Source organism: Micromonospora sp. NBC_00858 (genome assembly GCF_045207365.1).
Taxonomy (GTDB): domain Bacteria; phylum Actinomycetota; class Actinomycetes; order Mycobacteriales; family Micromonosporaceae; genus Micromonospora.
Map to the genome: position 1 here is coordinate 2,485,912 of NZ_CP108828.1, position 20,815 is coordinate 2,506,726.

At 71.7% G+C, this 20,815-nt stretch carries 20 protein-coding genes; 9 read left to right on the plus strand and 11 right to left on the minus strand.

Annotated features, from left to right (window positions below; all coding sequences use genetic code 11):
• Positions 1–9: 9 nt before the first annotated feature.
• From OG990_RS11725 to arc, 4 genes are all read right to left on the minus strand, one after another.
• Positions 10–225 (minus strand): ubiquitin-like protein Pup, encoded by a 216-nt coding sequence (locus tag OG990_RS11725; RefSeq protein ID WP_030332902.1) that lies wholly within the window; start codon positions 223–225, stop codon positions 10–12.
• Positions 226–329: 104 nt separating this feature from the next.
• Positions 330–1,847, minus strand: a complete 1,518-nt coding sequence (gene dop, locus OG990_RS11730) for a depupylase/deamidase Dop (RefSeq protein WP_406080373.1) — start codon at positions 1,845–1,847, stop codon at positions 330–332.
• A gap of 110 nt (positions 1,848–1,957) precedes the next feature.
• Complete coding sequence (locus OG990_RS11735) at positions 1,958–3,973, minus strand: hypothetical protein (RefSeq protein ID WP_406080375.1); 2,016 nt, start codon at positions 3,971–3,973, stop codon at positions 1,958–1,960.
• A 149-nt stretch (positions 3,974–4,122) separates the two neighbouring features.
• Entirely contained in the window at positions 4,123–5,904 is a 1,782-nt protein-coding gene (gene arc / locus OG990_RS11740) for a proteasome ATPase (RefSeq protein WP_121653287.1), read from the minus strand.
• A 178-nt stretch (positions 5,905–6,082) separates the two neighbouring features.
• Between arc and OG990_RS11745 the strand changes: the two genes are divergently transcribed.
• Positions 6,083–6,373, plus strand: coding sequence for a ferredoxin (locus tag OG990_RS11745; protein WP_386991246.1), 291 nt, complete (start codon positions 6,083–6,085; stop codon positions 6,371–6,373).
• Between the two features lie 54 nt (positions 6,374–6,427).
• On the opposite strand, the gene OG990_RS11750 is transcribed toward OG990_RS11745, so the two are convergent.
• Genes OG990_RS11750 through OG990_RS11760 form a run of 3 tightly spaced genes read right to left on the minus strand, consistent with a single transcriptional unit; the run spans position 6,428 to position 9,136 of the window.
• Complete coding sequence (locus tag OG990_RS11750; protein ID WP_328416897.1) at positions 6,428–7,000, minus strand: hypothetical protein; 573 nt, start codon at positions 6,998–7,000, stop codon at positions 6,428–6,430.
• A gap of 46 nt (positions 7,001–7,046) precedes the next feature.
• Positions 7,047–8,048: a tRNA (adenine-N1)-methyltransferase gene (locus tag OG990_RS11755; RefSeq protein WP_386991244.1), complete on the minus strand. Its 1,002-nt coding sequence runs from the start codon at positions 8,046–8,048 to the stop codon at positions 7,047–7,049.
• On the minus strand, positions 8,045–9,136 hold the full coding sequence (locus OG990_RS11760; RefSeq protein ID WP_386991559.1) for a site-2 protease family protein: 1,092 nt from the start codon (positions 9,134–9,136) through the stop codon (positions 8,045–8,047). Before OG990_RS11760 ends, OG990_RS11755 begins: the two co-directional genes overlap by 4 nt.
• Positions 9,137–9,265: 129 nt before the next feature.
• On the opposite strand from OG990_RS11760, the gene OG990_RS11765 reads away from it, so the two are divergent.
• The 5 genes from OG990_RS11765 to OG990_RS11785 all read left to right on the plus strand — a co-directional run bounded on the left by OG990_RS11765 (position 9,266) and on the right by OG990_RS11785 (position 15,317).
• Entirely contained in the window at positions 9,266–10,180 is a 915-nt protein-coding gene (locus OG990_RS11765; RefSeq protein WP_406080377.1) for a RecB family exonuclease, read from the plus strand.
• Positions 10,181–10,418: 238 nt separating this feature from the next.
• The gene (locus OG990_RS11770; RefSeq protein WP_328416903.1) at positions 10,419–11,105 is read left to right on the plus strand and encodes a response regulator transcription factor; all 687 of its coding nucleotides are present in this window, start codon (positions 10,419–10,421) and stop codon (positions 11,103–11,105) included.
• Between the two features lie 354 nt (positions 11,106–11,459).
• Positions 11,460–12,227, plus strand: coding sequence for an ABC transporter ATP-binding protein (locus OG990_RS11775; protein WP_328416905.1), 768 nt, complete (start codon positions 11,460–11,462; stop codon positions 12,225–12,227).
• The gene (locus OG990_RS11780) at positions 12,227–14,782 is read left to right on the plus strand and encodes an FtsX-like permease family protein (RefSeq protein ID WP_355614025.1); all 2,556 of its coding nucleotides are present in this window, start codon (positions 12,227–12,229) and stop codon (positions 14,780–14,782) included. Before OG990_RS11775 ends, OG990_RS11780 begins: the two co-directional genes overlap by 1 nt.
• 157 nt (positions 14,783–14,939) lie before the next feature.
• Positions 14,940–15,317: a carboxymuconolactone decarboxylase family protein gene (locus OG990_RS11785; protein WP_328416908.1), complete on the plus strand. Its 378-nt coding sequence runs from the start codon at positions 14,940–14,942 to the stop codon at positions 15,315–15,317.
• A gap of 44 nt (positions 15,318–15,361) precedes the next feature.
• Here OG990_RS11785 and OG990_RS11790 read toward each other — a convergent pair whose 3' ends face one another.
• The gene (locus OG990_RS11790; RefSeq protein ID WP_386991557.1) at positions 15,362–16,015 is read right to left on the minus strand and encodes an HAD family hydrolase; all 654 of its coding nucleotides are present in this window, start codon (positions 16,013–16,015) and stop codon (positions 15,362–15,364) included.
• 121 nt (positions 16,016–16,136) lie between these two features.
• On the minus strand, positions 16,137–16,940 hold the full coding sequence (locus OG990_RS11795; protein WP_406080380.1) for a neutral zinc metallopeptidase: 804 nt from the start codon (positions 16,938–16,940) through the stop codon (positions 16,137–16,139).
• Positions 16,941–17,034: 94 nt separating this feature from the next.
• Here OG990_RS11795 and OG990_RS11800 point away from each other — a divergent pair, with 94 nt between their 5' ends.
• The gene (locus OG990_RS11800) at positions 17,035–17,412 is read left to right on the plus strand and encodes a hypothetical protein (protein ID WP_328416910.1); all 378 of its coding nucleotides are present in this window, start codon (positions 17,035–17,037) and stop codon (positions 17,410–17,412) included.
• A gap of 4 nt (positions 17,413–17,416) precedes the next feature.
• Here OG990_RS11800 and OG990_RS11805 read toward each other — a convergent pair whose 3' ends face one another.
• Positions 17,417–17,626 carry a hypothetical protein gene (locus OG990_RS11805; RefSeq protein WP_328416912.1) on the minus strand — a complete coding sequence of 70 codons (210 nt, stop codon included), beginning with the start codon at positions 17,624–17,626 and terminating at the stop codon, positions 17,417–17,419.
• A 279-nt stretch (positions 17,627–17,905) separates the two neighbouring features.
• Here OG990_RS11805 and OG990_RS11810 point away from each other — a divergent pair, with 279 nt between their 5' ends.
• Positions 17,906–18,298 carry a YciI family protein gene (locus OG990_RS11810; protein WP_328426647.1) on the plus strand — a complete coding sequence of 131 codons (393 nt, stop codon included), beginning with the start codon at positions 17,906–17,908 and terminating at the stop codon, positions 18,296–18,298.
• A 12-nt stretch (positions 18,299–18,310) separates the two neighbouring features.
• Positions 18,311–19,552: an RNA polymerase sigma factor gene (locus tag OG990_RS11815; protein ID WP_406081730.1), complete on the plus strand. Its 1,242-nt coding sequence runs from the start codon at positions 18,311–18,313 to the stop codon at positions 19,550–19,552.
• Between the two features lie 50 nt (positions 19,553–19,602).
• Here OG990_RS11815 and OG990_RS11820 read toward each other — a convergent pair whose 3' ends face one another.
• Positions 19,603–20,703 (minus strand): ionic transporter y4hA, encoded by a 1,101-nt coding sequence (locus OG990_RS11820; protein WP_328416914.1) that lies wholly within the window; start codon positions 20,701–20,703, stop codon positions 19,603–19,605.
• Between the last annotated feature and the right edge of the window lie 112 nt (positions 20,704–20,815).

Genomic DNA, 20,815 nt, shown 5'->3' on the forward strand with positions numbered 1-20,815 from the left:
ACATATGCCTCACTGACCCCCTTTCTGCACATACCCTCTCACGAATTCTTCTGCGTTTTCCTCCAGGACGGAGTCGATCTCGTCGAGCAGGTCGTCGACGTCCTCGGTGATCTCGGCGTGCCGCTCGGCCACCTCGGGGTTGGCCTCGGTGGTGACGTCCTCGATCTCCTCGCCCTGGCGGGACTTGCCGGACTGCGACTGGCCGCCGCTGTCATGAGTGGCCATTGCTGCCTCCTCCACGATCGTCTGCGATGAACTTACCTCGCGCAGGCGACGAAAAGCCCGCCGCGCGCCGGCTTGCGGCACCCGACGGGCATCCGGACCCGCGCTCAGCCCCCGGTCAACGTCTCCAGCAGGTCCTTGGCGCTGGCACAGCGGTCGAACAGCGCTCCGACGTGCGCACGGGTGCCCCGCTCGGGCTCCATCATCGGCACCCGGACCAGCGACTCCCGGCCCACGTCGAAGATCACCGAATCCCAGCTGGCGGCGACCACCTCGGAGGCGTACTGGGCCAGGCAGCGGCCACGGAAGTACGCCCGGGTGTCCTCCGGCGGCTCGGTCATCGCGCTGCGCGTCTCGTCGTCGGTGAGCAGCGTCTTCATCGCTCCCCGGGTGACCAGCCGGTTGTAGAGGCCCTTCTCCGACCGGACGTCGGAGTACTGCAGGTCGACCAGCTGAAGCTTGTGCGAGCCCCAGCCGAGCTTCTCCCGCTCCCGGTAGCCCTCGAGCAGCCGCAGCTTGGCCACCCAGTCCAGCTCGTCGGCGCAGAGCATCGGATCACGGCCGAGCCGGTCCAGCACGCTCTCCCAGCGGTCCAGCACGTCGATGGTCTGCTCGTCGGCGTCGGTGCCGTACCGGTCGTCGACAAAGGACCGGACCCGCTCCAGGTACGCCCACTGCAAATCCAGTGCGGTGAGCCGGCGGCCGTCGCGCAGCCGCATCCGGTGCGACAGGGTGGGGTCGTGGCTGACCGCGCGCAGCTCGCTGACCGGGTCGGCGATGCCGAGATCGCCGCCGAGCGCCTTCTCTTCGATCATGGTGAGGATCAGCGCGGTGGTGCCGACCTTGAGGTAGGTGGAGATCTCCGAGAGGTTGGCGTCGCCGATGATGACGTGCAGCCGGCGGTACTTGTCGGCGTCGGCGTGCGGCTCGTCGCGGGTGTTGATGATCGGTCGCTTGAGGGTGGTCTCCAGACCGACCTCGACCTCGAAGAAGTCGGCGCGCTGGGAGATCTGGAAGCCGCTCTGCCCGCCGTCCTGCCCGATGCCGACGCGGCCGGCGCCGCAGACGATCTGCCGGGTCACGAAGAACGGCGTCAGGTACGCCACGATGTCGGCGAACGGGGTCTGCCGGCGCATCAGGTAGTTCTCGTGGGCGCCGTAGCTGGCGCCCTTGTTGTCGGTGTTGTTCTTGTAGAGGTGGATCGGCTGGCTGCCGGGGATGGTGGCCGCCCGGCGGGACGCCTCGGCCATCACCCGCTCGCCGGCCTTGTCCCAGCGCACCACGTCCCGAGGGGTGGTGACCTCGGGTGTGGAGTATTCGGGGTGGGCGTGGTCGACGTAGAGCCGCGCCCCGTTGGTGAGTATCACGTTGGCCAGGCCGAGGTCCTCGTCGGCCAACGCCTCGGCCGGATCGTACGCGGCCCCGGAGTAGGTGAAGCCGCGGGCGTCGCGCAGCGGCGACTCTTCCTCGTAGTCCCAGCGGGCCCGTCCGCCCCGGTTGAGTTCGGGGCGGGCCCCGTAGGCATTGACCACCTGCGACGAGGTGACCATCGGGTTGGCTCCGGCCTGGCCGGGCACGGAGATGCCGTACTCGACCTCGGTGCCCATGATCCGACGTACCGTCATGCGACCACTCGCTTCGCTCGCCCACGGAGCCGGCGTGCCCGCCGCTCACACCATCGAGACTAGTCTGCGTGGTGGCCGACCGCGCGGCCCTGCCGCACGGCGCGGCGCGGCTACCGCGGCCTGGCGGGCTTGAGCGGCACCAGCGTCAGACCCTCCCGAAGGGAGGGGTCGACCTTGAGTGCCCCATCGATGGCCAGCTGGGCGGCCGGGTCGGCCACGATGAGCCGCAGCGGGCGGGGAACGCGACGCAGGATCTCCGCGGTCCGGGCGGGCTCTTCGTAGATCGTGAAGTAGATGCCGGGCTCGGTCTGACCGCTGGTGCCCTGCATCGCGGACAGGAAGATCGACTCCCGGTATCCATGCGGGCCCTGCTTGTCCACCACCAGGGTGACGGTGCCGGGGATCGCGGGGTAGGCCCGGTAGGCGGCGGCGGTGACCGACGCGGGGCGGGTGATGGCCCGCACGTCGCGTCCGGCCCAGTCCTTCGCCCACGTGCCGTTGCTGCCGGTGCGGTGGAAGAAGCCGCCGGTCCAGCCGATCAGACCGGTGCCGGCGAGCAGCGCGATCGTCACCAGAGCGGCGGTGGCGACGGAGGGCAGTGCGCCGGTGATCGGGCGGCGTCGCGGCTCGGAATCGGTGCTCTCCGCGGGTACGGGCAGCAGTCGGGCGAGCGCGGCGGTGCCGATGATGAGCACGACGATGACGAGGTGCGCGGTCTTGCCGAAGTAGTAAGCGGGTTGGGTGCCGTTGGCGAGGTTCACGGCGGCCATGGCGGCGGAGAAGAGCAGGCCGACGGCCAGCACGACGAGGTAGCGCCGCCAGGTGGATTCGCCGCGGTTGGTCTGGACGAAGATGCCGGCGACGACGAGCGCACCGAGGCCGAGCATGGCGTTGTAGGTCTCGACCGGCGGTGTGCCGCCGGGGGCGGCGAGCGCCTCGCTCTGGCCGGCGACGAGCACGCCGAGCAGCGCGGTCAGCGGGGCCAGGGCGGCGGTGAACAACGCGATGATGGCGACGGTGCCGGGGCGGGTGCGCAGCCGGCGCCGGTCGGCGACCAGCCAGCAGAGCACCATGGCACCGATCGGGAACAGGAAGAGGTAGTAGCTGAAGCCGATGCCGATCAGCAGTGCCCCGACCAGGATGAGTTGCTCGCGGAGCCGGTGGAGGGGGCGGACGACGAGGGCGATCAGGATCGCCGAGAGGCTGAGCCCGAACGTCTCGCTGGGGTAGCCGGCGACCAGCAGCCGGGGCAGTTCGGTGCCGAGGACCAGCGCGGTGACGGCGATGATGAGGACCAGTCGGCGCAGCGGGTGCAGGGGGCCGGCGACGTGCTGAGCGGCCCAGATCAGCGCGATGAGCAGCATCCCGAAGGTGGCGAGACACCAGAGCACGTAGTGGTCCATCAGCGCCGGCCCGGTGGGTGCGTCGCCGGCGCTGCGCAGGAAGCCGTCGAGCAGCGCGGTGGTGAAGTGCCAGCCCTGCGGGTAGTGGACCAGGCCGGAGAAGATCTGCTCGCGGGCGGTGTCGGGGTCGAGGAAGAGGTAGCCGCCGAGGCGGCCGATCACGTCGAACAGAGCCGGGTGGCGTCCGTTGTCCTCGCCGACCATGGCGAGGTTGAGCCGCTGGCCGAAGCTGGTGGCGCGCAGGTAGGGAGTGGCGAGGTAGCCGGCGGCGAGGGCGGCGGCGGCCAGCGAGGCCAGGTCGGACCAGCCCGGGCGGGGCAGCCGGGGCGCCCGCCGGGACAGCGCGGCGGCCAGGGTCAGGACGGTGAGCGCCAACCCGGAGACCGGCACCGGGTGCAGGCCCCAGGGCCAGACGCTGAAGAGCAGGCCGGCGGCGCAGGTGAGGCCGGCCAGCAGGGCGAGGGCGAGCACCACCCGGTCGAGCAGGGTACGCCCGGAGCGCAGCAGGCTGGCCGTGCCGAACAGGACCAGCGGGGGCAACAGCCAGGCGGCGTGTACGGCGTTCGCGGCGAGCGGCACCAGCCAGCAGGCGACGAGCACGGCCAGCAGCGGGCCGATGCCGGGGCGCCGGGCGGCCGGCGGCGTGGGGGGGTTTACTAGCGGATCCGGCTTGTCCGTGCCACCCGGCACTGCTGGCATTTCCTTGGTGGCGTCGGCACGCACGGGAGTCCTCGTTCGATCGGTCGGAGAAGTCGCCGCAGTCTAGCTGGAACGGGCGGATCCGTTGGCCCGCCGGTACCGCGTCGCGTCGGGGTGGGCGTCGGACGCACGCAGCGGCGGCACCGGACAGGTCCGGTGCCGCCGCGGCGTGATCAGAGGTACTGGCCGGTGTTGCTGGCGGTCTCGATGGACCGGCCGGCCTCGGCGCCCTTGCCCCCGGAGACGAGCGTGCGGATGTAGACGATCCGCTCGCCCTTTTTGCCGGAGATGCGCGCCCAGTCGTCGGGGTTGGTGGTGTTGGGCAGGTCCTCGTTCTCCCGGAACTCGTCGACGCAGGCGTCGAGCAGGTGCTGCAGTCGCAGCCCCTTGCGGCCGGAGGTGAGGAACTCCTTGATGGCCATCTTCTTGCTCCGGTCGACGATGTTCTGGATCATCGCGCCGGAGTTGAAGTCCTTGAAGTAGAGGACTTCCTTGTCACCGTTGGCGTAGGTGACCTCGAGGAAGCGGTTCTCCTCGGTCTCCGAGTACATCCGCAGCACCACGGCGTCGATCATCGCCGCGACGGTGGCCTGGGGGTCGGCGCCGTGTTCGGCCAGGTCGTCAGGGTGTAGCGGCAGCCCGGAGAGGATGTACTTGGAGAAGATGTCCTTGGCCGCTTCGGCGTCCGGCCGCTCGATCTTGATCTTCACGTCGAGCCGACCGGGGCGCAGGATCGCCGGGTCGATCATGTCTTCCCGGTTGGAGGCGCCGATGACGATGACGTTCTCCAGCCCCTCCACGCCGTCGATCTCGCTGAGCAGCTGCGGGACGATCGTGTTCTCCACGTCGGAGGAGACACCGGAGCCGCGGGTCCGGAAGATCGAGTCCATCTCGTCGAAGAACACGATCACCGGGGTGCCCTCGCCGGCCTTCTCCCGGGCTCGCTGGAAGATCAGCCGGATGTGCCGCTCGGTCTCGCCGACGTACTTGTTGAGCAGCTCCGGGCCCTTGATGTTGAGGAAGAAGCTGGTGTGCTTCTCCTTGCCCTGCCGCTCGGCGATCTTCTTGGCCAGCGAGTTGGCCACCGCTTTGGCGATCAGCGTCTTGCCGCAACCCGGCGGGCCGTAGAGCAGGATGCCCTTGGGCGGACGGAGCTGGTGCTCACGGAACAGGTCCGCGTGCAGGAACGGCAACTCCACCGCGTCGCGGATCTGCTCGATCTGCGACTGGAGGCCACCGATGTCGGTGTAGCCGACGTCGGGCACCTCCTCCAGGACCAGCTCCTCGACCTCGCTCTTCGGGATCCGCTCGTACGCGTACGCCGAGCGGGGCTCGATCATGAGCGAGTCGCCGGCCCGGATCGCCGAGCCGATGAGCGTCTCGGCGAGGTGCACGATGCGCTCTTCGTCCGAGTGGGAGACCACGAGCGCCCGGTCACCCGGCCCGCCGCCTGGCCCCTCCAGGATCTCCTTGAGCATCACGACCTCACCGACCCGCTCGTAGCCGAACGCGTCGACGATGTTGAGCGCGTCGTTGAGCAGGACCTCCTGGCCGCGGCGCAGCTCGGCCACGTCCAGCGAGGGCGAGACGGCGACCCGCAGCTTGCGACCGCCGGTGAAGACATCCACCGTGCCGTCGTCGTGCTTGGCCAGGAAGACGCCGTAACCACTCGGCGGTTGTGCGAGGCGGTCGATCTCCTCCTTGAGCGTCACGATCTGCGTGCGAGCCTCCTTGAGGGTGCTCACCAGCCGGTCGTTGTTCTCGGTCAGCCGCGCCAACTGTGCCTGGGTGGCCGCCAGCCGCTCTTCGAGCTGCCGGACGTGTCGGGGGCTTTCGGTCAACTTGCGCCGCACCAGGGCGAGTTCCTCCTGAAGGAACGCGACCTGCGTGGAGAGATCGTGGGCTTCCTTCTCCCACCGTGCGGCGCGCGAGTCCGCGTCGTCGCTGCGTGCCACGTCCCACCTCCCCGGGGGGCTTGAACGTTCTGCCCTAACACTAGCCGCTATGAGGCCGATTCGGTCCCACGCAACACCCTCGTCACCGAACCTTGATCGCCAAGGGTGGCCTGGCGGGCCGGTACCGGCGTTCGGGTACCGTCGGAGCGTAGGACGCGAGAACATGGGGGGTGCACCGGTGGCCGAGGTCGCGACCGACCAGTTGCAGGTCTGGGTGGACCAGGATCTCTGCACGGGCGATGGGCTCTGCGTGCAGTACGCGCCAGAGGTGTTCGAGTTCGACATCGACGGCCTGGCGTACGTCAAGGGCGCCGACGGTGAGCTGCGGATGGCGCCGGGCAGCCGGGTCGACGTGCCCGAACACCTGCGACTCGAAGTGATCGACTCCGCGAAGGAGTGTCCGGGCGACTGCATCCACGTGGTGCGCGGCGACGGCGTCGAGGTCGCCGGCCCGGACTCCGAGGACTGAGCCACGCCGTCGTGGGGCCGGGCCGCGCGGCCCGGCCCCACGACGGGGTACGCCTCAGAGCATCGGGCGGCCGACCACCGAGGCGACCAGCCGGGCGAACTCCTCCAACCGGGCGATCTGCCCGGCCCCGCCGTCGTCGAGGGTCTTGCCGAAGCGCAGCGCGTCGTGCCGCGGCGTACCGGACATCTCCTCGCTCGGCGGCGCCTCGTCCAGCGAGGTGAGCAGCAGGTAGACGTCGATGCTGTCGACCCGGATCTCACCGCTGTCGGAGCGGGTGAGCCGACGCCGGCAGCCGACCTCGGTGACGGTGGAGACCGGCACCACCCGCAGGGACGACGTCATCGACCCCGGTGGCCCCTCCTCCGGCGGCACGTCCTCGCCGTGCCAGAGGATCAGCCGGCTGCCGTCGCAGACCACGACCTCCTGCCACACGCCGTTGACCTCGTTGACGAAGCGTTCCAGGGTGAAGCCGAGCACCGACGCGCCGCGCAGCACCCCACCGAGCGCCTCCAGGGCGACGTCCGGGTCGCGCAGGTAGGCCCGCGCCGCCGACTCCAGGTCCTGGTAGGGCGACCAGTCGGGAAACACCGCGGGCAGGTCACCGCCGCCGTAGCCCGGTCGGCTCATGCCGCCGCCTCCCCCCGCTCGGCGCCGCCAGCGCCCAGCTCATCGGTCACGGCCTGTCCTTCTCTCCCGTCGCGTCGGGATCCACACCTGCCGCCTGCGCGGCGGCGGCCTGTCGGGCCGCCTCCGCCTCGCGCAACACCTGTCGGCGCTGCACGTACGCCTCGGTGCCCTTGCTGGGCTTACGACGCCGGGGCGGCGCGGTGACCCCGGGGGCCAGCTTGCGCGCGGAGACCAGGAACGCGGTGTGCGCGATCATCCGGTGATCCGGACGGACGGCGAGGCCCTCGGCGTGCCAGTCGCGCACCAGCGACTCCCACGCCCTCGGCTCGGTCCAGCCGCCGCGCTCCCGCAGCGCCTCCACCAGCTCGGAGAGCTGGGGCGTAGTGGCCACGTAACCGATGAACACCCCGCCGGGCACCAGCGCCCGCTCGACCATGTCGAGGGTCTCCCAAGGAGTCAGCATGTCCAGGATGATCCGGTCGAAGCCGGTCTCCTGGCACTGCGCGACGTCGCCGACGTGCAGGTTCCATGCCGGGTGCGGCCCGTTGAAGAACGACTCGACGTTGCGCTTGGCGATCTGGGCGAAGTCGTCACGCAGCTCAAACGAGTGCAGCTCTCCCTCGGTGCCGACCGCGCGCAGCAGCGAGCAGCTGAGCGCGCCGGAGCCGGCGCCGGCCTCCAGCACCTTCGCGCCGGGGAAGATGTCGCCCATCGCAACGATCTGCGCCGAGTCCTTCGGGTAGATCACCTGAGCGCCGCGCGGCATGGACAGCACGTAGTCCGACAGCAGCGGCCGCAGCGCCAGGAACGCGGTGCCGCCGCCGGAGGTGGTCACCACACTGCCGTCGGGCAGCCCGATCAGCGCGTCGTGCGCCAGGATGCCGCGGTGGGTGTGGAACTCCTTGCCGGGCTCCAGCGTCACGGTGTGCATCCGCCCCTTCGGGTCGGTCAGCTGCACCCGGTCGCCGGGCCGAAAAGGCCCGCGGTGCACGGGTGTCAGCGCCGGGGTGGCGGCGTCGGCCGGGACGGTGGAGGGAGTTGCGGTCACGATGTCATCTTCCGGTTGGGTTCGAGGAGCTGCGCCAGGTCCGCGATGTGCAGGATGCCGACGACATCTTCGCCTGCGGTCACCACGTACTGCGCGCCTGGGTGGGTCTGCACGGCCTCCATCACCCGCTCCCCGTCCAGCCCGACCGGCAGCGCCGGGAGCGCGCCCAACGACCGGGCGACGGCGTCCACCGCCAGCCACGGGCGGCGCTCGGCGGGCACCGCCTCGGCGGCGACCGGGTCGACCAGCGCCACCGGCCGGCCGGTGGAGTCGGTGACCAGCAGCGCGGCGCCGGGTTGCCCGCCCTCGGTGCGCCGGCGCTGGGCCTCGGACAGCGGCGTGCCGGTGGTCACCGGCCAGACCGGCCGGGCCAGCCGGGACAGGTCGATCAGCGGGAACCGGCGGCTGACCCGGGCGGCCCGGATCGACTGCCCGGCGCCGCGCCAGAGGGTGACGGCGACCAGCAGCATCAGCGGCAGCGCCAACGGCGCCAGGTAGTCGGCCAGGGTGAGCAGGAGGACCAGGAAGGCGGTGCCGGCGGCGACCACGCGGCCCGTCCAGCCGGCGACCTCGGTGCCCCGGTGCCGGTCGCGGGTGAGCGCCCACACCGCGGCGCGCAGCGCCCGGCCGCCGTCCAGCGGCAGCCCGGGCAGGCTGTTGAACACCGCGACGATGACGTTGCTCACCGCGAGCTGGAAGGCCAGTTGGTGGGCCACGGTCTGCTCGGGCAGGGCGAGCGTGGCGGCCACCGCGAGGACGCCGAGCACCGCGGACACCGCCGGGCCGGCCAGCGAGACCAGCAGGTCGACCCGGGGCGTCGGGGCGTCCCGGTCCATCTCGGTGTAGCCGCCGAGCAGTTCCAGGGTGATCCCGCGCACACCGATGCCGTACCGCCGGGCGGTCAGCGCGTGGCCCAGCTCGTGCAGCAGCACCGAACCGAGCAGCGACACCACGAACCCGAAGCCGATCAGGTAGCCGCTGAGCTGCGACAGATCCAACTGCCGGCGGGCGAATTCGGCGTACAGCACCGCGACCAGCAGGGCGAGCAGGACCATGGAGCCGTTGAGGTGCAACGGCACCCCGAACACCCGGCCCACGCTCAGGCCGGAACGGCGGTCGGGCCGACGCGGCGGCCGGGATGTCTGCTCCATCGCAACGATGCTACGGACCGGGCGGGCGGCGGTCGGTGTCACACCGGTGCCCTAACGTTTGCGGACATGACGGCGGAACCGGTCACCACCCCACAGTCCCCCTCCCCGGCGCAGGTGCCGCCCACGGTGCGGGCCTCGCTGTCCCCGTCGCGGGCGGCTGATTTCAAGACCTGTCCCCTGCTCTACCGGTTCCGCAGCATCGACCGCCTGCCCGAGCGGACAACCGTCGAGCAGGCCCGGGGCACCCTGGTGCACGCAGTGCTGGAGCGACTGTTCGACCTGCCAGCGCCGGGCCGCACGCCGACCGCTGCCGGTGACCTGGTGGCCCCCCAGTGGGACCGGATGGTCACCGAGCAGCCGGAGCTGGCCGGCCTCTTCGAGGGCGCCGAGCCGGCCGGCCCGGTGGAGTTCCTCCGCTCCGCCGCCGCGCTGCTGGAGGGCTACTTCGCGGTGGAGGACCCGACCCGGCTGGAGCCGGCCGAGCGGGAGAGCCTGATCTCGGCGGTGGTCGACGAGGAGCTGCTGATCCGGGGCTACCTCGACCGGCTCGATGTGGCCCCGGACGGCGCGCTGCGGGTGGTCGACTACAAGACCGGTGGCGCCCCACGGGAGGCGTTCGAGGCGCGGGCGCTGTTTCAGCTGAAGTTCTACGCGCTGGTGCTGTGGCGTACCCGGGGGGTGGTGCCCCGGGTGCTGCGGCTGCTCTACCTGCGCGACGCCGAGGTGTTGGACTACACGCCCGACGCCGACGAGTTGGTCCGCTTCGAACGCACGGTGGTGGCGCTGTGGCGGGCGATCGAGCAGGCCACCGCCCAGCAGGATTTCCGGCCCCGGCCGAGCCGGCTCTGCGACTGGTGCAGCCACCAGGCGCTGTGTCCGACCTTCGGTGGCACCCCGCCGCCGTTCCCGGTCGCGGTGGCCAACACCGATCCGCTCCGCGACGCCCGGTCCGGTCCGGCGGCGCCGGGCGCCGACGAGTGACCTCCGGACGCGCCCGCCAGTCACCGTGAGGCTGGCCGCCAGCGGCATCCCCTGACCGCTCGCGCCGGCCGCCCCCCACCCCCGCGACACACCTCAGCCGGAAACCCGACCGGGCTCGTACCGCGCCGGTCGGGACGCGGCGACGAGCCGGCCTCTACGGTGGTCCGCGACGCACGGGCCGGTGTGCGCGAGGATGTCCGGTGCGGCAGCGGCGTCGGCGCGGCGACAGGGAGACGAGATGAGCGATCGGGTGGCCTCGGCGCGGCCGGTGCGGATCCTGCTCGCCGACGACCAGCCGCTGTTGCGCACCGGGTTCCGGATGGTGCTGGGCGCCGAGCGCGACCTGGACGTGGTGGCGGAGGCCGGCGACGGCCTGGAGGCGGTGGAGTTGTCCCGCCGGCTGCTGCCCGACGTGGTGCTGATGGACATCCGGATGCCACGGATGGACGGGGTGGCCGCGACCCGGGCGATCGTCGACGCCCGGCTGCCGGTGCGGGTGCTGGTGTTGACGACCTTCGACCTGGACGAGTACGTGGTAGGCGCGCTGCGCGCCGGCGCCAGCGGGTTCCTGGCCAAGGACGTCCCGGCCGAGGAGTTGATCGCGGCGATCCGCACGGTGGCCGGCGGGGACGCGGTGGTGGCGCCGCGGATCCTGCGGCGGCTGCTGGACCGCTTCGCCGACCTGCTGCCCGACCCGGCGGCGACACCGTCGTCGGCGCTCAGCGCGCTCACCGAGCGGGAACGCGAGGTGCTGGTGCAGGTGGCCCGAGGGCTGTCCAACGCCGAGATCGCGGTGGCGCTGTCGGTCAGCGAAACCACCATCAAGACCCACGTCGGGCACGTGCTGACCAAGCTGCGGCTGCGCGACCGGGTGCAGGCGGTGGTGCTGGCGTACGAGTCGGGGCTGGTCCGTCCCCGGGCGTAGCCCGCACCCGCCCGACTACCCCACCGGGCGTACTCGAAGATCCCTCCGCGGGGTGACGGCCAGGTTGCCGCGCTCACCTACCGTGACCGGAGATGGCTCGGCGCGGTTGACCCTCTCGTGGGGTCAGCTCCTAGCGTCGGGCCCGGCAGCGTTTCGCCGGTCGGAAAACAGGTCGACCGGCCGTCGGGTCAGGGGCAACCCTGAGTCGGCATGGGGGTGCACCCGCAGCGTGAAATCCGCGCCGGGTCACCCCATGGGCGGACGGGTCGGGCGCGTACAGCGCCGATGATGAGAACAGTCGCGCCGGACCAGCGGGGGCGGCGCGTATTGGCAGAGACGGAAGAGGTAGATGACGTGACCGCGACGGTAGGCCAGCAGGCGCAGGCCGCGGCCCGGGCGAACGACGTGTGGAAGGTGTACGGCAGCGGTGAGGCACAGGTCATCGCGCTGAGGGGGGTCAGCGCGGAATTCGAACGCGGCCGGTTCACCGCGATCATGGGCCCGTCGGGTTCCGGCAAGTCGACGCTGATGCACTGCCTGGCCGGTCTGGACTCGGTGACCCGGGGCACGGTGGAAATCGGCGAGACGACCGTCACGGGGCTGGGTGACTCCGGGTTGACGAAGCTCCGCCGCGACAAGGTCGGCTTCATCTTCCAGCAGTTCAACCTGCTGCCCACGCTGACCGCCAAGGAGAACATCCTGCTGCCGCTGTCGATCGCCGGGCGCAAGCCCGACCCGGCCTGGTACGACACGGTGATCGACACGGTCGGCCTGCGGGACCGGCTGGACCACCGGCCGGCGCAGCTCTCCGGCGGGCAGCAGCAGCGGGTGGCGTGCGCACGGGCGCTGGTCTCCCGCCCCGAGGTGATCTTCGCGGACGAGCCGACCGGCAACCTGGACTCCCGTTCCGGCGCGGAGGTGCTCAACTTCCTGCGCAACTCGGTCCGCGAGCACGGCCAGACCATCGTGATGGTCACCCACGACCCGACCGCCGCCGCGTACTCCGACCGGGTGGTCTTCCTCGCCGACGGTGAGATCGTCTCGGAGCTGATCGAGCCGACCGCCGAGACGGTGCTGGACACCATGAAGAAGCTGGACGCTCCGGCCGAGGTGGGCAACTGATGTTCCGGGCGACGCTGAAGAGTCTGCTGGCCCGCAAGGTCCGGCTGATCCTGTCCGGGCTGGCCGTGGTGCTCGGGGTGATGTTCGTCTCCGGTGCCTTCGTGCTCACGGACACGCTGGGCCGCTCCTTCGACTCGGTCTTCGCCGACGGCTTCTCCGAGATCGACGTGAACGTCACGGCGAAGCCGAAGGTCGAGGTCAGCGAGATCGAGGGCGAGCAGACCGCCACCCCGCTGCCCGCCGCCGTGGTGGACCGGGTCAAGCAGGTGCCCGGAGTGGCTTCGGCGACCGGCATCGTCAACGCCGACGGCGCCCGCGTGATCGGCAGCAACGGCAAGGTGGTCACCTCGTTCGGTCCGCCGCAGTTGGGCGAGAACTGGACCGGTGAGAGCGAGCTGTTGCAGCTGCGGGAGGGCCGCGGGCCGCAGGCCGACGATGAGATCGTCATCAACAAGTCGCTGGCCACCGCCGCGAAGGTGCAGGTCGGCCAGAAGGTCGGCGTGCTCACCGCGTTCGAGTCGAAGAAGCGGGACTTCACCCTGGTCGGCATCCTCGGTTACAGCGGTGACCGGGACTCGATCGGCGGGCTCAACGAGGTCTTCTTCACCACTCCGGTGGCGCAGCGACTGATGATCGGCGAGCCGGACGCGTTCAGCAGCATCACCGTGCGCACCGCCGACGGGGTCTCCGATGAGACGCTGCGCGACGACGTGGCCCGCACCCTGGGGGCGGATTACGAGGTGAAGACCGGCGAGCAGGTGGCCGCGGACGCCTCGGCCAGCCTGAAGGAGGGCCTGTCCTTCTTCAACAAGATCCTGCTCGGCTTCGCCGCGGTGGCGCTGCTGGTGGGCACCTTCCTGATCCTCAACACCTTCTCGATCATCGTCGCCCAGCGCACCCGGGAGCTGGCGCTGATGCGCGCGATCGGGGCCAGCGGCCGGCAGATCATCGGTTCGGTGGTGCTGGAGGCCATCGCGGTGGGGCTGATCGCCTCGGTGCTCGGCCTGGCAGCCGGCATCGGGGTGGGCGCGCTGTTGGCGTTCCTGTTCGGCAAGCTGGCCGGTGGCCTCACGCTGGCCGGGATCGGCGTGCCGGCGGCCGCGGTGATCGGCTCGTTCGCCGTCGGTCTGGTGATCACCGTGGTGGCGGCGCTGCTGCCGGCGCTGCGGGCGTCCCGGATCCCGCCGATCGCGGCGATGCAGGACGTGGCCACCCCGGACCGGCCGTTGACCAAGATCACGGTGGCCGGGTCGGTGATCACCGGCATCGGCGCGGTGCTGCTCTTCCTCGGGCTCAGCGGCAACGCCAGCGGTCAGACGCTGCCCACCATCCTCGGTGGGGTGCTGTTCGCCTTCATCGGCGTGGCGCTGCTGACGCCGCTGATCAGCCGGCCGGTGGTGGGCCTGCTCGGCGCGATCTTCTCCTGGTCGGTGCCGGGCAAGCTGGGCCGGCTGAACTCCGGGCGCAACCCGCGCCGCACCGCGATCACCGCAGCCGCGCTGATGGTCGGCATCGCGCTGGTCACCGGCGTCACGGTGATCCTCGACTCGGCCAAGGGCAGCATCAGTGCGCTTGCCGAGGACACCATCAAGGCCGAGTTGGTGATCTCCGGTGTGCAGGGCGGCCCACGGCCGCCGAGCTTCGACCCGGGGGTGCTGGATCGGGCCAAGGCCCTGCCGGGCGTGCAGATGGTCGACGGCGAGTACGGCGACATGGCGAAGCTCAACGGCGAGAGCACCTGGGTCGCGGCGAGCAGCGACGTCGCGTCGCTGCGGCAGATCTTCGGCGCGAAGCCCACCGCCGGTGACATCGACCGGCTCGGGCCGACCCAGATGCTGGTCAGCTCGGATACCGCCACCTCTCGGGACCTGACGGTGGGCTCGACGGTGAACGTGCAGCTGACCCGGGGCGACGCGCGGACGTACACAGTCAGCGGCATCTACGAGTCCTCGCAGCTGACCAACCCGGTGACCCTGCCGGCGGAGGCGGCGAAGGACTTCGCCATCCCCCAGCCCATCCAGGGCTTCATCCAGTTGGCCCCCGGCACCCGGGTCGCCGACGTGCAGCCGCAGGTGGAGGCACTGCTCGCGGACAGCCCTGAGGTGTCGGTGGCCGACCGGGCCGCGTTCATCAAGCAGCAGACCGGTCAGCTCGACGGGCTGCTCACCATGATCCAGATCCTGCTGGCGCTGGCCATCGTGATCGCCGTACTCGGCATCATCAACACCCTGGCGCTGTCGGTGCTGGAGCGGACCCGGGAGTTGGGTCTGCTGCGGGCGATCGGCCTGCGCCGGTCGCAGACCATGGGCATGATCACCGTCGAGGCGGTGGTGATCTCGGTGTTCGGCGCGCTGCTCGGCGTGGTGGTCGGCACCGGCCTCGGCGCCGCGGTGGTCGAGGCGCTCAAGGACGAGGGAATCACCGACCTGATCCTGCCCTGGGGTCAGATGGGGGTGTTCCTCGGTCTCGCCGCGATCATCGGGGTGGTGGCCGCGGTGCTGCCGGCGATCCGGGCGGCCCGGATCAACGTCCTGGGCGCGATCGCCCACGACTGACCGCCTACCCCGAGACCCCCGGCGCCGCTCGCGGTGCCGGGGGTCTCGCACGTTCGGCCTCGGCTGAATCGTCCTCCGGGCCGAGGCCGAGCTGCCACGATGGCGGTGCCGGCCGACCAGCGGCCCCGGGCGGCGGTGGCGAGCCGGGAAGGGTGACATGACCGATCAGGACGCGTACCAGCAGGCCCTGGACAACGCCGAGCGCCTGCTCGGTCAGCCGCTCGTGCTGCCGCTCGGCGCCGGCGAGCCCTCGGTGGGGCAGGATTTCCGCCGCCTGGCCACCGTGCAGACCTTCGGCGAGGCATGGCCCCGGGAGGGGTTGGACCTGCGCAGCCGTTGCCTGGTCTCGGTGGCGATCGCCGCCGCTCTCGGCACCCACGAGCCGTTGCGCGGTCAGCTGCGCATCGCCCTGCAATCGGGGGTGACCAGGGAGGAGATCGTCGAGCTGTTCATCCACCTGGCCGCCTACGCGGGCGCCGCGCGGGCGTTCGACGGCTACCAGGTGGTCACGGCGGTCTTCGCCGAGCGCCCCTGACCCGCGCCGGTCGCGGTCAGTCCGTCGCGGTCAGCCGGCCTCGGTCAGTCGGTCGCGCTGGCGCGGTTGACCAGCAGCGCGGCGAGCAGCTCCAGGTCCGCGCCGGTCAGGCTCTCCAGCTGACGTACGCCGGCCATGACGGGCAGCGCCTCCACGGGTACGGCCAGCACCGCCGCGCCGGCGGCGAGCGCGCTGGCCACCCCGGTCGGTGAGTCCTCGATCGCCACGCAGCGGCCGATCGGCACGCCCAGCAGCCGGGCCGCGGTCAGGTAGGGCTCCGGGTGCGGCTTGGCCGCGACGACCTCGTCACCGCAGACCACCGCGTCGAAGCTGTCCCGGCCCAGGGTGTCCAGGGCGATCTCGACCAGCGGCCGGCCGCTGGAGGTGACCAGCGCGGTGGGGATGTCGGCGGCCCGGACGGCGCGCAGCAGGGCGAGCGCCCCCGGACGCCACTGCAGCCCGGTGCGGAACAGCTCCAGGATCCGGGTGTTGATCCACGCCGCGCTGAGCGCCGGGTCACGTTCGGGCTGCCCCAGGTCGTCGTGCAGGATCCGCATCGAGTCGGCCATGCTGGTGCCGACGATCGACCGGCGGGCGGCGATGGAGAGTTCGCCGCCGTAGTCGCGCGCGAGTTCCTGCAGCGCGACGTCCCACAGCTTCTCGCTGTCGACCAGCGTGCCGTCCATGTCGAAGAGCACGGCGGCGGGGTGTTGGCTGCTCAGCGGATCCTCCAGGGTCGTGGCCGACACCGGCGATCCTGCCAGGGTCGGACGCGGCCGGTGGCGGCGGCGGCCGAAGGGGTGATCCGGGCAACCCCGGTCAGCCCAGGTCGCAGGCCTCCAGGGAGCGCTCGTAGCCGCGGAAGAACGACTCGGTGCGCTGCTCGGCGGTGCCGTGCGAGCCTTCCGCGAACCACGGCTGGTCCGGGTCGTCGCCGACCGCCGCCAGCCCTTCTCTGAACTCGTCCAGGTCACCCTCGGCCAGGCTCAGGGCGCCGGAGCGCACCGAGTCACCGAGGTACGCCCCGGCCATGCAGTCGGCCTGCAACTCCTGCTGGATGGTGAAGTTGTATCGGATGCCGAGCCGCACCTGGACGCCGTGGGCGTACTCGTGGCCGAGCAGGTAGAACACGAAGGCGTCACCGACCTGGCGGAACGCCGCCACCGACCAGGTGACGTCGTAGGCGATGAAGTCGCCCTGCGAGCAGTAGACCGCGTTGTTGCGCGGCAGCGGCTGGCCGCCGCAGGACACCTCACCCGCCCGCTGGTACGGGGTGATCCGGCGGATCGCCTGGAAGCTCTGCCCGGAGGCCTTGAACTGGGCCGCCCAGTACCGCTCGGCGATCGCCTGCGCGTCGGCGACGTCCTGCTCGAACTCGGCGACGCTGGTGGTGCTGTCGGCCCGGGTGGTGCTGGGCCCCGGCGAGGCCGCCGAAGGTCGCTCACCCTCCGGCTCGGCCAGCCCACCGCCGGCGCAGGCTGCCGACACCAGTACGGCGATCAGCAGGCCCGCCAGCGGACCCCACCCGTCGCGTCCTGACCGTGCCCCCACTGCGCCTCCCCTGGTCGTCGGTGCTGCGCTGGCAGTACCCCGACAACACGACCGTAACGCCCGCCACCACATTCACGCATGTCGGTGCCGGACGGTTCACATGTGCCGGACGGTTCACGGCGCGGACGTCGGGCGGCCACAATGGGCCGGGGCGGGTGTCCGTCCGGTGAGGAGGGTCGTGGTGCACGAGCTGGGCAGCCGTCTGCGCAGCCAGCCTGCCCCGGCGCACATCGTGTGGCGCTCGCTCAACGACCCGTACGAGGCCGGCAGCCGGCCCTGGTTGGAGTTGCGCGACGACGAGGTGCCGCCCCGGGTGGTGGCGGGCAACGCACCGGTGCTGGTGGTCTGGTCGTCGCTGTGGCCGCACCGGCCGCTCGACCGGATCCGGTTCGACCTGACCCCCCAGCCGCCGGGCCAGGGCTGCACGCTGCGCTGGACGCTCACCACGGACGGGGACCTGCCGGGCGAGAGCACCCTCGGGTATCTGCGGCACCGGCTCAACTATCTGATCAACGACCGGCTCCGGCTCTCCTACGGACAGTGACCCGTCAGCCGCTGCTGTCGCGCCCGCGCTGCCAGGTCTCGCCCTGGTCGCCGTGCCGCTCGGCCTCGTACCTCTGCTGCCTGGCCCGGGCGTCCCGGCCGGCGGCATCGTCGTCGGCGGAGCTCAACCGCCCCCGATCACGCCACACCACCACTCCGAACGCCCCACCCGCCACCACAACAAAAACCCCCACCACCACCCACACGGTAGTCATCCCCCCACGCTAACCACCCCCCGCCAACCCTCGCCCCCGCGCCCTCCCCCGCCCCGGGCACCCGCCCCGCGCGTCGATCATGAGGTTGTTGCCTCGTGGCGCGGCGTGTCGTGACGCTAACTTCATGATCGACGGGCGGTGAGGGGGGTAGAGCCGGCGGTGGGGGGCGGAAACCGATGGGGTGGGGTCGTAGTTTGTCCGGGTGGGGTTGGTGGTTTCGACGTCTCTGGTGAGGCGGCGCCGTCGTGGCGCCGGAACAGGAGGACCACCGTGAAGTACATGATCATGCTCTATGGCTCGCAGCAGGACTACGACGTGCTGTCCGGCCGGGCGACCGACCGGCCGGCCATGTCGGCCGAGCAGATCGCGGCCATGCACAAGCACATGGAGACGTACCACCAGGCGCTCGCCGAGTCCGGGGAGCTGGTCGACGCCCGGGGCCTCAGCGAGCCGGTGCACGCCCGCCGGGTGCAGGTGCGCGAGGGCGCTCCGGTGGTCACCGACGGCCCGTACCCGGAGACGCAGGAGGTGCTGGCCGGTTACACGATCGTGGAGTGCGCCAGCTTCGACCGGGCCACCGAGATCGCCGCCGGCCTGGTCGATCCGGACGAGCCGGGCGGGTACGTGGACGTGCGGCCGGTGCTGGACGGCGTCGAGGACCTGGCCGGCTGACCGGTGCCGGAGATCGTCCCGCCCGTCGAGGACCTGCTGCGCGAGCTGGCGCCGCAGGTCCTCGGCGCGCTGGTACGCCGCTACGGGCACTTCGACACCGCCGAGGACGCCGTCCAGGAGGCGCTGATCGCCGCAGCGGGTGGCTGGCCGCGCGACGGCGTACCGGAGAATCCCCGCGGCTGGCTGATCACCGTCGCGTCCCGCCGGCTGACCGACCTTCTGCGCCGCGAGCAGGCGCGGATGCGACGGGAGGACGTCGTGGCGCGGTGGGTGCTGCCCGAGCAGTGGCGCGCTCCCGCCGCCGACCGGCCGCCGGCGGACGCCGACGACACGCTCATCCTGCTGTTCCTGTGCTGCCATCCGGCACTCTCGCCGGCCTCGCAGATCGCGCTCACGCTGCGCGCGGTGGGCGGCTTGAGCACTGCCGAGGTGGCTCGCGCGTTCCTGGTGCCGGAGGCGACGATGACCCGGCGGATCAGCCGGGGCAAGCAGCGGATCCGGGACAGTGGGCTGCGGTTCGCCCCGCCCACCGGCCCGGAGCGCGCCGACCGGCTCGCCGCCGTGCTGCACGTGCTCTACCTGGTCTTCACCGAGGGGTACGCGCGCACCGCCGGCCCCGGTCTGCTGCGCGCCGACCTGACCGCCGAGGCGATCCGGCTGACCCGCCTGGTGCGTCGGCTGTTGCCGGACGATCCCGAGGTCGCCGGGCTGCTCGCGTTGATGCTGCTCACCGACGCCCGCGCACCGGCTCGGATCGGCCCGCACGGCGAGCTGGTGCCGATGGCCGAGCAGGACCGCGGCCGGTGGCGGGCCGACCAGATCGCCGAGGGGGTCGCCCTGATCACCGGGGCGCTGCCGCGCGGGGTCGTCGGGCCGTACCAGCTCCAGGCGGCCATCGCGGCCGTGCACGACGAGGCGCCCAGCGCGGCGGCCACCGACTGGGCGCAGATCACCGCCCTGTACGAGGTGCTGCTGGGCATCTCCGACAACCCGGTCGTGGCGCTCAACCATGCGGTGGCGGTGGCGATGAGCCGGGGCGCGCCCGCCGGGTTGACGCTGCTCGCCGAGCTGGCCGATGACGCCCGGTTGGCCGACGACCCGCGACTGCCGGCCGCCCGAGCCCACCTGTGGGAGCTGGTCGGCGAGCGTACCGCCGCTCGGGACGCCTACCGGACGGCGGCGGCGCGGTCGACGAACCTGGCCCAGCAGCGCTACCTGAACGCCCGCGCGGAGCGCCTCGCAGACGACGTTTGACTGAGCCGACGCCGGTCGCGGCCGTCGCTACGGCCGCGACGGTGGCCGGGTCAGGGGCTCGCGGCCAGGAAGACGAAGGCGGCCAGCAACACCAGGTGTACGCCGCCCTGCAACACGTTGGCCCGGCCCGGCACCACGGTCAGCACCGCGGTCACCGCGGTGAGCGCCAGCAGCGCGAGTTGGGTGCCACCGAGGCCGAGCAGCAGGGGGCCGTCCAGCCAGATCGAGGCGATCGCGATCGCCGGGATCGTCAGGCCGATGCTGGCCATCGCCGAGCCCAGCGCGAGGTTCAGGCTGATCTGCACCCGGTCGCGGCGGGCGGCGCGGGCCGCGGCCAGGGTCTCCGGCAGCAGCACCAGCAGGGCGATGATGACGCCGACGAACGCGTGGGGCAGGTTCGCCGCCGCCACCCCGGCCTCGATGGTCGGGGAGACGGTCTTGGCATCGCCGACAACCGCGATCAGCGCCACCAGCAGCAGCCCCAGGCTGACCAGCGCCGCGCGGGTGGTCGGCGGCTTGGCGTGCTCCTCCTCGTCGATCACCCGACCCTGGCTGTCGACCGGCAGGAAGTAGTCGCGGTGCCGACCGGTCTGCACCAGCACGAACAGCCCGTACAGCGCCAGCGATGCGACGGCGGCGAAGGCGAGCTGGGCCGGGCTGAACTCCGGGCCGGGCCGGGCGGTGGTGAAGGTCGGAATGACCAGGCTCAGGGTGGCCAGGGTGATCACGGTGGCCAGCGCCCCGCCGGTGCCCTCGGGGTTGAACACCGCCACCCGGCGGCGCAGCGCCCCGAGCAGCAGGGACAGGCCGAGGATTCCGTTACAGGTGATCATGACGGCGGCGAAGACGGTGTCCCGGGCGAGCGACTGGGTCTTCTCCGGTCCGCTGATCATCAGCGTGACGATCAGGGCGACCTCGATCACCGTGACCGCGACGGCGAGCACCAGGGACCCGTACGGCTCCCCCACCCGGTGGGCGACCACCTCCGCGTGGTGCACCGCCGCGAGCACCGCGCCGCCCAGCAGCACCGCGACCACCACGATGACGGGTCCGGGCAATTCTCGTCCCCAGGTGGCCATGAGCACCAGCACCGCGAGAACGGGTACGGCGACGGTCCAGTCGGACAGGCGGAAGCGACGGAGGGTGGCCATGCATAAAGAGTGCCAGGTCAGGTGATCATGTGCCCACCATCGACGCAGCGACGTCGGTGTCGGAAGTCTCCCTACGGTCAAGGGCCGTGATCAGCGACCGCCTTGATGCCAC